Here is a 13,571-nt window from a genome sequence, read left to right on the forward strand (position 1 = left end):
CATTCACGTGACCATTATTGTCAACAGTCACTAAATAGGCAAAAAGAGACCGCTCGGTCAGGTACAACCCGAAGGCAAGGAAGTCGTTTCTGAATCGGGGCGGCCGCTCGTCGCAGCCGTCCCTCAGGGCATCAGGCTACGCAGGATGAGGTTGGCGGTCAGCGTCGGCGCCACCTCGACATGATCGAGGCTGTACTGCAGCAATAGAGGATTGACGAAAGGTCGAAGGGTCAGGTGTATCGCTTCGACGGTTTCATCCAAGGGCGTCTTGCGTTCGAACTCACCGCTTTCGCGCCCTTCCCGTACGACCTGCACCACGAATTGCTTGATCCGTGCGTCATACACCAGGGAGCTGGGCCAGTGCTCCGACGCGGAGAATGCGGCAATGTCGTAGAGCTTGCGATCATTGAAGAACAGGTCGACCCCCGTGGTAATCAGGGTCTTGACCAGGCGGCGAAAGCGCTCGGTCGAAGAGAGCCCTTCCTCGCCGATGGCCTCCTCCACGGCCGCAACGATCTTCGCAAGACAGCCGGAGCAAATGGCTTCGCCAATCGCCTGCTTGGAATCGAAGAACTTGTAGATGTACGCCTTGGAAAAGCCGATGGCCTTGGCCAGGTCAGACACGGTGGTCTTGGCGTAGCCGTATTGACTGAAATGCTCGTTGGCCGCCGCGACAATCTGGTCGCGAATGTCATGATCGGCTGGGCCGCGAGTGCTGGGCGAAGGTGATGTTGGCTGATTCATGGGAGCAGCTTACGCATCCCTGCGAGGGATGACAACTTGTGACCACCCATGAATATAGTCACAAAACAGCCGTTCGTCCGTTACACACACCTTGCTCCCTCGTCACGAGGGCTCCGATTTGTCCGTGTCATTTGGCAAAAAGCTGACTCATATCCTTGAACGCCTTGAATTCAAGGGCATTGCCACAAGGATCGAACAGGAACATCGTGGCTTGCTCGCCAACCTGCCCTTTGAAACGGACGTAGGGTTCAATCACAAACTCCGTGCCGAAAGATCTCAATCGTTCAGCCAGTGCCTCCCACGCCTCCCAAGCCAAAACAACACCAAAGTGCGGGACCGGCACATCATGCCCGTCCACCGGATTGCTCTGGGCGCTTTCCTGGAAAGCGGTCTTGGGTTGCTCATGAATCACCAGTTGGTGACCGTAGAAATTGAAGTCGACCCACTGACTGCTGGAACGGCCTTCTTCCAAGCCAAACACTTCACGGTAGAACGTACGGGCGGCGGCAAGATCGTAGACCGGAATCGCCAGGTGGAATGGAGAAAGGCTCATCGAGAATCCTCTTAACGTGTGAGGTTGGGCCATCGTAGCGCCGCGCTTGCGGCAAGAAAACCCTACAGACCGTGTCCAAGCGACACCAGGAGCGACGGGTTTTTCGCGGCAGGATCATGCACCGCAGGCCCGTCGTGCAGGTACACATCCAAATTAGCCGCTTTAGCCGAGCAAATGAACTATACCTTCAGAAGCACACAGTCAGACCAAGGCGGCACTGACATGATGGGATGGAACGGTTCTGGCGAATCCTGCCGGATCGCTGCATCATGCGCCGCATCATAAAAAAAGCTGGCCTGTAGACGTTGTTTCCGGCGCCTCGTACGCCGGAATTGGCGCCCCCCTTTCAATGCCTGAAGTATCGTCCATGAGCCCGACTACACGCGTTTTGAACGCATCAACCAAAGCGCTTTACCGGCTTTGTCTGTTACTGCCGCTGCTGGCTAGCCATGGAGCGAGCGCCGAATCTCCGGTCATTGAACTGCACTTTCCCGACGCACCGCCGCTGACGTTCGTCAACGACCCCAGGGGTCACGGAATCGTGGGCGATGTCGCCGTGGCGGCGATGACCAGGGCCGGGTACACCGTAAAGGTCCATGTACTTCCCTGGGCCCGGGCACAAAAGCATGTCAGTGAAGAACATGACCACTTGATCACCCCCCTGTCGCGCATCCCAACTCGTGAAGATCGCTTCACCTGGATTGCCTCGATCATGCCCATGGAACGTGCCTTTTTCAGCCTCGAACGACGGGTGAGCAGCTTCGCCCAAGCGAAAGAGACCTACCGCAAGATCGGCGTCGGCCTGGGCAGCGCACAAGAAGATATCCTGCGCAGCGAAGGCTTCAGCGATGAACAGATCTATCCGTTGGCCATCGGCGACAATCCCGCCCAGATGCTGTTGATGGGGCGTATCGATGCCTGGTTCAACGGAGTGCCGGAGAGTCGATACATCTGGCCGAAGGTGTCTAAACGCAAACTGCTCATGAGCTCGGTCGGCAGCAGCGCCGATCTCTACCTGGCCTGCTCGAAGCAATGCTCACCAAAAATGGTCGAGGATTTGCGCGAGGCGGTTGAAGCGCTTCGCGCGGATGGGACGGTCAAGCATATCCATGACCTCTATTTGCCGCAGTAGGCTGTGGCGAGGGGATTTATCCCCGCTGGGCTGTGCAGCAGCCCCAAAGGCAGGGTGCAACCAACCTGAGATGACGCGGTGGCTGGATTCAGGGTTGCTTCGCAACCCAGCGGGGATAAATCCCCTCGCCACATGCAGTTCAACATCGAATGAATAGCATCGCTGAACTAGAGCCCTCATCGATGGCTTATATCATTCCGAATGATAGTTACCTTTGCTTCATTCGATTCGTTCCTCTGCCTTGCGCCACGCATCATCCGCCCATTCTCAATACATTGGCGGATGCTATCCATGGAACATTCACTTTCAAAACTGCGTTTTCCCCTCGCGCTGCTGGCGATGCTGGTGATGAGCGCCTGCGGCAAGACTCCCGACACGGCAGCGTCCATGCCGCCGGCCAAAGTCAGTGTGGCCAAGGTATTGGAGCAACCTGTCAACGAATGGGATGAGTTCACCGGCCGCCTCGAGGCGCCGGAAACCGTCGAGATCCGCCCACGGGTTTCCGGGCAGATCGACGAAGTGGCCTTCACCGAAGGCGCGCTGGTCAAGAAAGGCGACCTGTTGTTCCAGATCGACCCGCGCCCTTTCCAGGCTGAAGTACGTCGTCTCGAAGCCCAACTGGCCCAGGCCCGCGCCACTGCCACCCGCAGCGAAAACGAAGCCCAGCGTGGCGAACGCCTGCGCTTGAGCAACGCCATTTCCGCCGAACTGGCAGACTCGCGCACCAGCGCCGCCCAGGAAGCCCGCGCCGCCGCCGCGGCCATCCAGGCGCAACTGGACCTGGCCAAGCTGAACCTGAGCTTCACCCGGGTGACCTCGCCCATCAGCGGTCGCGTCAGCCGGGCGGCCATCACCGCCGGCAACCTGGTGACCGCCGACGTCACCCCGCTCACCAGCGTGGTCTCCACGGACAAGGTCTACGCCTACTTCGACGCCGACGAACGTGTCTTCCTCAAGTACACCCAACTCGCCCGCCAGGGCCAGCGCGGCCAGGCCACGCCGGTCTACATGGGCCTGTCCAACGAGGACGGCAACCCGCACCAGGGCCAGATGAACTTCGTCGACAACCAGGTCAATCCGCAGACCGGCACCATCCGTGGTCGTGCCGTGTTCGACAACAAGGACGGCGCCTACACCCCAGGCCTCTATGCCCGTCTGAAGCTGGTGGGCAGCGGTACTTACGCCGCCGTGCTGATCAACGACGAAGCCGTCGGCACCGACCTGGGCAAGAAATTCGTGCTGGTGATGGACGCCGAGAACAAGCCGGCCTACCGCGCCGTTGAGCTGGGTCCGAAAATCGAAGGCCTGCGTATCGTGCGCAGCGGCCTGAGCAAGAACGACACCATCATCGTCAAGGGGCTGCAACGGGCTCGTCCGGGGGCACCGGTCACGCCTGAAACCGTGCCGATGGCCAGCGACGAAACCATTGCCGCCCTGGCACAACAACGTAAAGCGCTCGAAGCCAGCAACCTGCCCCAAGTCGCGCCATCCAAGGACGCGTCAGGGGCGGCTGGCAAATTGGCCGCTGCGACCCCACGCGGTTAAGGGACTGAATCCAAGATGAAATTTTCCCAGTTCTTCATTTCGCGGCCGATCTTCGCAGCAGTGCTTTCGCTGCTGATCCTGATCGCCGGCGCCATCTCGCTGTTCCAATTGCCGATCAGCGAATACCCGGAAGTCGTGCCGCCGACCGTGGTCGTGCGCGCCAACTTCCCGGGCGCCAACCCCAAGGTCATCGGCGAAACCGTGGCCGCCCCCCTGGAGCAGGCCATCACCGGTGTCGAGAACATGCTGTACATGTCCTCGCAATCCACCGCTGACGGCAAGATCACCCTGACCATCACCTTCGCCCTGGGCACCGACCTGGACAACGCCCAGGTGCAGGTGCAGAACCGCGTCACCCGAACCGAGCCCAAGCTGCCGGAAGAAGTGACCCGGATCGGCATCACGGTGGACAAGGCGTCGCCCGACCTGACCATGGTCGTGCACTTGACCTCGCCGGACAAACGCTACGACATGCTCTACCTGTCCAACTACGCCCTGCTCAACATCAAGGATGAGCTGGCGCGCCTGGGCGGCGTGGGTGATGTGCAGCTGTTCGGCATGGGTGACTACTCCCTGCGGGTCTGGCTGGATCCGAACAAGACCGCTTCACGCAACCTGACCGCCACCGACGTGGTCACCGCGATCCGTGAACAGAACCGCCAGGTGGCTGCCGGCGCCCTGGGCGCACCGCCAGCGCCCAATGCCCAGGCTTTCCAGCTGTCTATCAACACCCAGGGGCGCCTGGTAAATGAGGAAGAGTTCGAGAACATCATCATTCGTTCCGGTGCCAACGGTGAGATCACTCGTCTGAAGGACATCGCCCGGGTCGAACTGGGTTCCAGCCAATACGCCCTGCGTTCGCTGCTGGACAACCAGCCGGCAGTGGCGATCCCGATCTTCCAGCGCCCGGGTTCCAACGCTATCCAGATCTCCAACGACGTTCGCGCCAAGATGGAAGAACTGAAGAAAGGCTTCCCGGCGGGAATGGACTACAGCATCGTCTATGACCCGACGATCTTCGTCCGCGGTTCCATCGAGGCGGTGGTACATACCCTGTTCGAAGCACTGATTCTCGTGGTGCTGGTGGTGATCCTGTTCCTGCAGACCTGGCGCGCCTCGATCATTCCATTGGTGGCGGTGCCGGTATCGCTGATCGGTACGTTCGCCGTGATGCATCTATTCGGCTTCTCGTTGAACGCCCTCTCGCTGTTCGGCCTGGTACTGGCGATCGGTATCGTGGTGGACGACGCGATCGTGGTGGTGGAGAACGTCGAGCGAAACATCGAACTGGGGCTTACCCCGGTGGAAGCGACCAAGCGCGCCATGGGCGAAGTGACCGGCCCGATCATCGCCACCGCCCTGGTGCTGTGCGCGGTGTTCGTTCCGGCGGCATTCATCAGCGGCCTGACCGGGCAGTTCTATAAACAGTTCGCCCTGACCATTGCCATCTCCACGGTGATTTCGGCGATCAACTCCCTGACCCTGTCGCCAGCCTTGGCCGCGGTGTTGCTCAAGGGCCATGACGCGCCCAAGGACCGTTTCTCCAAGTTCCTGGACAAGGTCTTCGGTGGCTGGCTGTTCCGTCCGTTCAACCGTTTCTTCGAGCGCGCCAGTCATGGTTATGTGGGCACCGTCGCTCGAGTGATTCGCAGCAGCGGCATCGCCCTGGTGCTCTATGCAGGCCTGATGGTGTTGACCTTCTTCGGTTTCTCCACCACCCCGACCGGTTTCGTGCCCGGCCAGGACAAACAGTACCTGGTGGCCTTCGCCCAACTGCCGGACGCCGCGAGCCTGGACCGTACCGAAGACGTGATCAAGCGCATGTCCGACCTGGCCCTCAAGCAACCGGGCGTGGAAAGCGCCGTGGCCTTCCCGGGCCTGTCGATCAACGGTTTCACCAACAGCCCGAACGCCGGCATCGTGTTCGTGACCCTCAAGCCTTTCGATGAGCGCAAGGACCCGAGCATGTCGGCCGGTGCCATCGCCGGCGCCTTGAACGGCCAGTACGCCGGGATCCAGGAAGCCTACATGGCGATCTTCCCGCCACCGCCGGTACAGGGCCTGGGCACGATCGGTGGTTTCCGCCTGCAAATCGAAGACCGGGGCAACCTGGGCTACGACGAGCTGTACAAAGAAACCATGAACATCATCACCAAGAGCCGCAGCGTGCCGGAACTGGCCGGGTTGTTCACCAGCTACACCGTGAACGTGCCCCAGGTCGATGCCGCCATCGACCGTGAAAAAGCCAAGACCCACGGCGTGGCCGTCAGCGACATCTTCGACACCCTGCAGATCTACCTGGGTTCGCTGTATGCCAACGACTTCAACCGCTTCGGTCGCACCTACCAGGTCAACGTCCAGGCCGAGCAGCAATTCCGTCTCGAGTCGGACCAGATCGGCCAGCTCAAGGTGCGCAACAACCGTGGCGAAATGATCCCGCTGGCGACCTTCATCAAGGTCAGCGACACCTCGGGGCCAGATCGCGTGATGCACTACAACGGCTTCATCACCGCTGAAATCAACGGTGCCGCCGCCCCGGGCTACAGCTCCGGCCAGGCTGAAAAAGCCATCGAGAAGCTGCTCAAGGACGAATTGCCCAACGGCATGACGTACGAGTGGACCGACCTGACGTACCAGCAGATCCTCTCGGGCAACACCGCGCTGTTCGTGTTCCCGCTCTGCGTACTGCTGGCGTTCCTGGTGCTCGCGGCACAGTACGAAAGCTGGAGCCTGCCATTGGCGGTGATCCTGATCGTACCGATGACCCTGCTGTCGGCCATTACCGGGGTGATTCTCTCCGGCGGCGACAACAACATCTTTACCCAGATCGGCTTGATCGTACTGGTGGGGCTTGCCTGCAAGAACGCGATCCTGATCGTCGAGTTCGCCAAGGATAAACAGCTCGAAGGCATGAACCCGCTGGCGGCGGTCCTCGAAGCGTGCCGCCTGCGTCTGCGGCCGATCCTGATGACCTCCTTCGCCTTCATCATGGGCGTGGTGCCCCTGGTGTTCTCCAGCGGCGCAGGTGCGGAAATGCGCCATGCCATGGGTGTGGCGGTGTTCTCCGGGATGCTCGGCGTGACCTTCTTCGGCCTGCTGCTCACCCCTGTGTTCTATGTACTGATCCGCAACTTCGTCGAGCGCAGCGAGGCCCGCAAGGCGGCCCGGGCTTTGAAACTGGAGGCGCAACAATGAGTTTGAAAGCGTTCGTGCCGAGCTTGCTGGTATTGGCCTTGAGTGCCTGCGCCGTGGGCCCGGACTACAAGGCCCCGCAAACGGAGGCGGCGAATATCACCACCGCCACCGACGGCGCCGCCGGCCAGAAGAATTTCGACCGTGCCCGGTTCGAAGGCATCTGGTGGCAGCAGTTCGACGACCCGACCCTTAACGCGTTGGTGACCCGCTCCCTGGAAGGCAACCGCGAGTTGCGCGTGGCCTTCGCCCGTTTGCGGGCCGCCCGGGCGATTCGCGATGACGCCAGCAATGACGCCATGCCGACCATCACCAGCCGTGCCAGCAGCAACCTGGGCAAAGGCCAGATCCCAACGGGGCAGACAGACGAACGAGTCAACACCGAGCGTTACGACCTTGGCCTGGACATGGCCTGGGAGCTGGACTTGTTCGGGCGCATCCAGCGCAACCTGGAAGCCAGCGACGCCGATCAGCAGGCGGCCGAAGCCGATCTCTATCAGTTGCAGGTGACGATGATCGCCGAGCTGGTGGATGCCTACGGTCAACTGCGCGGCGCCCAACTACGGGAAAAAATCGCCCTGGCGAACCTGAAGAACCAGCAGGATTCGCGCAAGATCACCGAAAGCCTGCGCGATGCCGGCGTCGGTGATCAGCTCGACGTGGTTCGCGCCGATGCGCGCCTGGCCTCGGTGGAAGCCAGCGTGCCGCAGTTGCAGGCCGAACAGGTGCGCCAACGCAATCGCATCGCCACGTTGCTGGGCGAGCGCCCGGACAAACTCAGCGTGGACCTGAGCCCGAAACAGTTGCCAGCCATCGCCAAGGCCCTGCCCATCGGCGACCCGGGTGAACTGCTGCAACGACGCCCGGACATTCTCAGTGCCGAACGCCAACTGGCCGCTGCCACGGCGCGCATCGGCGTGGCCAAGGCCGACCTGTTCCCACGGGTCAGCCTGAGCGGTTTCCTCGGTTTCACGGCTGGACGCGGTTCGCAGATCGGCTCCTCGGCGGCCAACGCCTGGGCGCTGGGCCCGAGCATTACCTGGGCCGCTTTCGACCTGGGCAGCGTGCGGGCTCGCTTGCGCGGTGCCGACGCCGAGGCGGACGGTGCCTTGGCGACCTACGAACAGCAAGTACTGCTGGCCCTGGAAGAATCGGAGAACGCCTTCAGTGACTACGGCAAGCGTCAACAACGGCTGATCTCGCTGATCCGCCAGAGTGAATCGAGCCGTGCCGCCGCCGACCTGGCCGAGATTCGCTACCGCGAAGGCACTGTGGACTTCCTCGTGCTGCTCGACGCCCAGCGCGAACGCCTGGCCGCCGAAGACACCCAGGCCCAGGCCGAAGTGGACCTGTACCGCGGTATCGTCGCGATCTACAAGGCCCTGGGCGGCGGCTGGAAACCGGAAACCGTTGCCAGCAACTGACCCGCCCTGCTCAACCGAGCTCCTTTGGTTGGCCGCAACCAACCAATTCTTTGCCCCGCGTTCATTTGGACGCGGGGCTTTTTTTGCCTATCGCCCACGACCCAGCGTGAAAGAGCCCATTGTGGGGAATGAGCTTGCTCGCGATGGCGGTGGGTCAGTCGATATCGATATCGCTGAACCGACGCCATCACCAGCAAGCTCGACCCCACAACTCCGCTACCGCTGTGACAAGGTTTGACTCAAGCCGCCACCTGACCGAAGCTTGCGGCATTTCACGCTTCTGGTAATGGATTCCCTGCATGCCCTCGCCTCGCCGCCGCTATCTGCTCCTCAGCCTCTGTGTCCTGTTGTTGATCGGTCTTGTCGCGCTATGGCTACGCAGCACCACGCCGCAAATCCCCGAAGCGATCAAGCGTGGTTACAGTGAAGCCCTGGAAAGCGCCCGCAACGGACAGCCGGGAGCGGCGCGCATGCTTTACCAGCAACTGGGGCGCCCAGACCTCTCGCCCAAGCGCCGCGTGTGGCTGCACGCCGAACTGCCCAACTACCCCAGCCCCCAAGCCCTGAAGCTGGCGGACGCGGACCTGCACAACGAATCGCCGGACGTGCGTCGAGCCGCCATCGGCAGCGTCGTCGGGCTGGTACCGACAGGCCAGCGCAGCCTGTTGCTCGGCCCGCTCCTGGATGATGATGACCAGAACGTCCGGTTCGCCGCCGTGAACGCGCTGCTGGGCTTGTCGCCGGATGATCTCGGCCTGTATTTCGGGGCGATGCAGTTAGCCATCGACACCTGGGAACAGGTGCTCGAGGACGGTCCGAAAACCGCTGAGACCCACTGCCAGCTCGCCCGACTGCACCTGCACAACGCCGAACTGAAGAAAGCCCAACGGGCCCTTGAACAGGCCCTGCGCCTGCAACCGGACAACCTGCCAGCACTGGTCATGCAGATCGAAGTACTGGACAAACAGGGCCAAAGCGAAGCTGCGCGATTATTGCTCGCCCGACAGTTGCAAACCCAGCCAGCGTCGGCTTATCTGCAACATGCGCTGGGCATGTGGCTGCTGCAACACGGCCAGAACGAGTATGCGGTGCTCGGCTTGGCAAAAGCGGTGGAGCTGGAGCCCGAGAACCGCCATTACCGTTATGACCTGGCGACCACCCTGCATGCCGAGCAGGAAGTGGAAGCCGCGCAGAAACAGCTGCAGGAAATCGTCCAGCGCTATCCCGCCGACCGCAAGGCACGGGTGCTGCTGATCAACTATTGGAAGGAGACCGGCCAATTGCAGAATGTTCAAATCCTGCTGGCGCAACTTGAACAGCTGAACCCCGATGACCCGGCGCTGCAGCAAGGCCTGTAGGCCTAATGCCTAACTTTTGTCAGCTGGAACCTTGGGCAAACACACAAACCGTGGCGAGGGAGCTTGCTCCCGCTGGGTCGCGAAGCGGCCCTGTTTTGGGGCTGCTGCGCAGCCCAGCGGGAGCAAGCTCCCTCGCCACGGGGTTACTGCTCGGCTTCATTTCGCTTAGCTGACTGGCATTGGTCTGTAGGCCCTCATTGCACGCCGAAAGTTGTGCAATACACCGCGTTTTATCGATGTAAGCGGAACCGCCATCACCGCCAAAGGTCAAGTGTTCAGGCAGTTGAATTCAGGCGTTACCCCGCCTGCTGCCCACTTCCCTAGTCATGAGAGGGCTATTTTTGTCTACATCTAACGAGTTGATCAGTGCAAAAGCCGCCACCGGCATCGAAGGACTGGACGATGTCCTTTCCGGTGGATTGTCCCGCGGCCACGTGTTCCTGCTCGAGGGGGAACCAGGGACTGGTAAGACCACGGTCGCGCTGCATTTTCTGTTGGCCGGCGCCAAGGCTGGCGAGCGCTCGTTGTACATCACGCTATCGGAAACCGAGCGTGAACTGCGTCAGGGCGCAACCTCCCACGGGTGGACGCTGGACGACAACATTCATATTTTCGAACTGACCCCGCCCGAAAGCCTGCTCAATGCCGAGCACCAGCAGAGCCTGCTGTACTCCTCAGACCTGGAGCTGGGCGAAGCGACGCGGCAGATCTTCGAAGTGGTCGAACGGGTCAAGCCGACCCGGGTGGTGCTCGACAGCCTGTCGGAGATCCGCCTGCTGGCGCAAAGCTCCTTGCGCTATCGTCGCCAGATCCTCGCGATCAAGCACTACTTCGTGCGCTACGACGCCACGGTCCTGCTGCTCGACGACCTGACCACCGAGTCCCTCGACAAGACCGTCCACAGTGTCGCCCACGGGGTGATTCGCCTGGAAGAACTGACGCCCAACTATGGCGCCGAACGGCGGCGGATCCGGGTGGTCAAGTATCGCGGGCAGAAATACCGCGGCGGTTACCATGACTTCACCATCATGGGCGACGGGGTACATGTCTTCCCACGCCTGGTGGCCGCCGAGCACCGAGGCCAATACCTGCGCCAGCAACTCTCCAGCGGCATCGGCGAAATGGACGCCCTGCTGGGTGGCGGTATCGAGACCGGCTCCAGCACGTTGATTCTCGGCCCGGCGGGGACCGGCAAGTCGCTGATAGCGCTGATTTTTGCCGCCGCCGCCGTACATCGCGGCGAGAAAGCCGCGCTGTTCATCTTCGATGAAGAACTGGGTTTGTTGTTCGAACGCATGAAAAACATCGGCATCGACCTGCAAGCCCTGCAAGAGACCGGCAACCTGCTGATCGAACAAGTGGACGCCGCCGAGCTGTCTCCGGGTGAGTTCTCCCACCGCGTGCGCCGTTGTGTCGATGAGGGAGACATCAAGACCGTGGTCATCGACAGCATCAATGGCTATCAGGCGGCCATGCCGGAGGAGAACGCCCTGGTCCTGCACATGCATGAATTGTTGCTCTACCTCAACCGCAAGGGCGCGGCGACCTTCATGACTGTTGCACAGCACGGTCTGGTCGGCGACATGCAGGCGCCCGTCGACATTACTTACCTGGCTGACACGGTGATTCTTTTGCGTTATTTCGAAGCACTGGGCAAGGTGCGCCGGGCGATTTCCATCATCAAGAAACGCACGGGCAGCCATGAGTCGACCATCCGCGAATACCGCATCAGCGGCTTGGGCATGACCATCGGCGAGCCGCTCGAGGCGTTCCAAGGTGTCTTGCGAGGGGTTCCCTCTTATGTAGGCGAGAGCAACCCGCTGCTCAGGGATGAACACCGGTGACGCTGGCCGAGCCCCTGTCCGAGCGGGCGCTGATCCTCGCGCCGCTGGGACGGGACAGCCAGATCGCCTTGATGATCCTCAATGAAGCCGGTTTTGCCGGCCTCATCTGCCGTCATCTGGGCCATTTGTGCGAAGAATTGGAAAAAGGTGCCGGCCTGTTGGTGATTTCCTCGGAAGCGCTGGTGGGGCCTGATCTGGAAGCGCTGTTCCTGTACATCGAGCAGCAGCCGGCCTGGTCTGACCTGCCCATTGTCTTGCTGACCCATCACGGCGGCCCGGAACAGAACCCGGCGGCGCGTATCGGTACGCAACTGGGCAACGTGACCTTCCTTGAGCGCCCTTTCCACCCAGTGACCCTGATCAGCCTGGTGACCACCGCCCTGCGAGGTCGTCGAAGGCAGTACGAAGCCCGCGACCGCCTGATCGACCTGAGCAACAGCGAACTGCGCCTGCAAACCACCCTTGAAACCCTTGAACAGCAAGTGGAAGAACGCACCGCCCAGTTGCGCCATAACGAAGAGGCATTGCGCCAGTCACAGAAAATGGAAGCAGTCGGCCAACTCACCGGCGGTATCGCCCACGACTTCAACAACATGCTCACCGGAATCATCGGCAGCCTCGAACTGCTGCGCCGGCGCCTGGCCCGGGGCCGCACCGAGGACCTGGACAGCCTGATCGACCTGGGCGTGACCTCGGCCAACCGCGCCGCCGGCCTGACCCATCGCCTGCTGGCGTTTTCCCGTCGGCAATCACTGGACTCCAAGGCCGTCCAGATGAATACGCTGGTATTGTCCATGGGCGAGTTGCTGCAACGCAGCCTCAACGAAAGCATCCACCTGGACATGCAGCTGGACGAGCAGCTCTGGGTCGCCGAAGCCGACCCCAACCAACTGGAAAGCGCCCTGCTCAACCTGGTCCTCAACGCCCGGGATGCCATGCCCAATGGCGGGAACCTGGTGGTAAAGACCTGCAACCAGCACCTTGACGCCGACTTTACCGACGCCTACACCAACCTGGAACCCGGCGACTATGTGGTGCTGAGCGTGCAGGACAGCGGTTGCGGCATGCCCGAAGCGATCATCGGTCGTGCGTTCGATCCGTTCTTCACCACCAAGCCAATCGGCCAGGGCACCGGGCTGGGCCTGTCGATGATCTATGGGTTCAGCAAGCAATCGCGCGGGCATGTGACCATCGACAGCGAAGTCGACAAAGGCACCACGGTGAACCTTTACCTGCCGCGCTTTCGCGGCGAGGAAATACACGAACCACAGGCCACCACCCCACATGCACCGCATGCGCAGGACGGTGAGACCGTGCTGATCGTCGAGGACGATCCAGCGGTGCGAGTGCTCGTGAGCGCGGTGTTGAGCGAGTTGGGCTATGCCTTTGTGGAAGCGGCCGATGCCAACGGCGCAGTACCAATCCTCCAGTCAGGCCAACGCATCGACCTGCTGATCAGCGACGTGGGCCTGCCCGGCATGAATGGCCGGCAACTGGCAGAAATCGGCCGGCAGATCCGCCCGGACCTGCGGGTACTGTTCATCACCGGTTACGCGGAACATGCAGCGGTACGCGGCGGTTTCCTTGACCCGGGGATGCAGATGATCACCAAGCCATTCACGTTTGATTTGTTGACAGCCAAGGTGCGGGAGATGATCACGGTTTGAGTCGATTGAATGTCTCTTGTGGCGAGGGAGCTTGCTCCCGCTGGGGCGCGAAGCGGCCCTAAAACCTCAATCCCGGTTATGCCAGATTCAATGGTGTCGCCTGCCTTGGGCC

The 13,571-nt window shown here is 61.3% G+C and carries 9 protein-coding genes; 7 read left to right on the forward strand and 2 right to left on the reverse strand.

Translation table 11 applies throughout. The features are described 5' to 3' along the window. Positions 1–123: 123 nt before the first annotated feature. Both BLO97_RS27710 and BLO97_RS27715 read right to left on the reverse strand, forming a co-directional pair. A complete protein-coding gene (locus tag BLO97_RS27710; RefSeq protein WP_092349187.1) occupies positions 124–744 on the reverse strand; it encodes a TetR/AcrR family transcriptional regulator in 621 nt (206 codons plus the stop codon). Positions 745–871: 127 nt separating this feature from the next. Further along, positions 872–1,297, reverse strand: a complete 426-nt coding sequence (locus BLO97_RS27715) for a VOC family protein (protein WP_063320942.1) — start codon at positions 1,295–1,297, stop codon at positions 872–874. Between the two features lie 367 nt (positions 1,298–1,664). Here BLO97_RS27715 and BLO97_RS27720 point away from each other — a divergent pair, with 367 nt between their 5' ends. The 7 genes from BLO97_RS27720 to BLO97_RS27750 all read left to right on the forward strand — a co-directional run bounded on the left by BLO97_RS27720 (position 1,665) and on the right by BLO97_RS27750 (position 13,459). Further along, on the forward strand, positions 1,665–2,429 hold the full coding sequence (locus BLO97_RS27720) for a substrate-binding periplasmic protein (RefSeq protein ID WP_092142934.1): 765 nt from the start codon (positions 1,665–1,667) through the stop codon (positions 2,427–2,429). Positions 2,430–2,720: 291 nt separating this feature from the next. Next, entirely contained in the window at positions 2,721–3,974 is a 1,254-nt protein-coding gene (mexE, locus tag BLO97_RS27725; RefSeq protein WP_063320940.1) for a multidrug efflux RND transporter periplasmic adaptor subunit MexE, read from the forward strand. 15 nt (positions 3,975–3,989) lie between these two features. After that, a complete protein-coding gene (locus BLO97_RS27730) occupies positions 3,990–7,169 on the forward strand; it encodes an efflux RND transporter permease subunit (protein ID WP_092142928.1) in 3,180 nt (1,059 codons plus the stop codon). Further along, the gene (locus BLO97_RS27735) at positions 7,166–8,590 is read left to right on the forward strand and encodes an efflux transporter outer membrane subunit (protein WP_092142925.1); all 1,425 of its coding nucleotides are present in this window, start codon (positions 7,166–7,168) and stop codon (positions 8,588–8,590) included. Before BLO97_RS27730 ends, BLO97_RS27735 begins: the two co-directional genes overlap by 4 nt. A 299-nt stretch (positions 8,591–8,889) precedes the next feature. Next, positions 8,890–9,948 (forward strand): tetratricopeptide repeat protein, encoded by a 1,059-nt coding sequence (locus BLO97_RS27740; RefSeq protein WP_063320937.1) that lies wholly within the window; start codon positions 8,890–8,892, stop codon positions 9,946–9,948. Between the two features lie 341 nt (positions 9,949–10,289). Further along, positions 10,290–11,792 carry an ATPase domain-containing protein gene (locus BLO97_RS27745; RefSeq protein WP_092142919.1) on the forward strand — a complete coding sequence of 501 codons (1,503 nt, stop codon included), beginning with the start codon at positions 10,290–10,292 and terminating at the stop codon, positions 11,790–11,792. After that, a complete protein-coding gene (locus BLO97_RS27750; RefSeq protein ID WP_092142915.1) occupies positions 11,789–13,459 on the forward strand; it encodes a response regulator in 1,671 nt (556 codons plus the stop codon). Before BLO97_RS27745 ends, BLO97_RS27750 begins: the two co-directional genes overlap by 4 nt. Positions 13,460–13,571 lie beyond the last annotated feature (112 nt).

Source organism: Pseudomonas sp. NFACC05-1 (assembly GCF_900100135.1).
Classification (GTDB): domain Bacteria; phylum Pseudomonadota; class Gammaproteobacteria; order Pseudomonadales; family Pseudomonadaceae; genus Aquipseudomonas; species Aquipseudomonas fluorescens_Q.

Excerpts from the sequence above, each read along its gene's own strand:
- BLO97_RS27710 (WP_092349187.1), bottom strand. The coding sequence starts at position 744 with ATGAATCAGCCAACATCACCTTCGCCCAGCACTCGCGGCCCAGCCGAT.
- BLO97_RS27715 (WP_063320942.1), bottom strand. The coding sequence starts at position 1,297 with ATGAGCCTTTCTCCATTCCACCTGGCGATTCCGGTCTACGATCTTGCC.
- BLO97_RS27720 (WP_092142934.1), top strand. The coding sequence starts at position 1,665 with ATGAGCCCGACTACACGCGTTTTGAACGCATCAACCAAAGCGCTTTAC.
- mexE (WP_063320940.1), top strand. The coding sequence starts at position 2,721 with ATGGAACATTCACTTTCAAAACTGCGTTTTCCCCTCGCGCTGCTGGCG.
- BLO97_RS27730 (WP_092142928.1), top strand. The coding sequence starts at position 3,990 with ATGAAATTTTCCCAGTTCTTCATTTCGCGGCCGATCTTCGCAGCAGTG.
- BLO97_RS27735 (WP_092142925.1), top strand. The coding sequence starts at position 7,166 with ATGAGTTTGAAAGCGTTCGTGCCGAGCTTGCTGGTATTGGCCTTGAGT.
- BLO97_RS27740 (WP_063320937.1), top strand. The coding sequence starts at position 8,890 with ATGCCCTCGCCTCGCCGCCGCTATCTGCTCCTCAGCCTCTGTGTCCTG.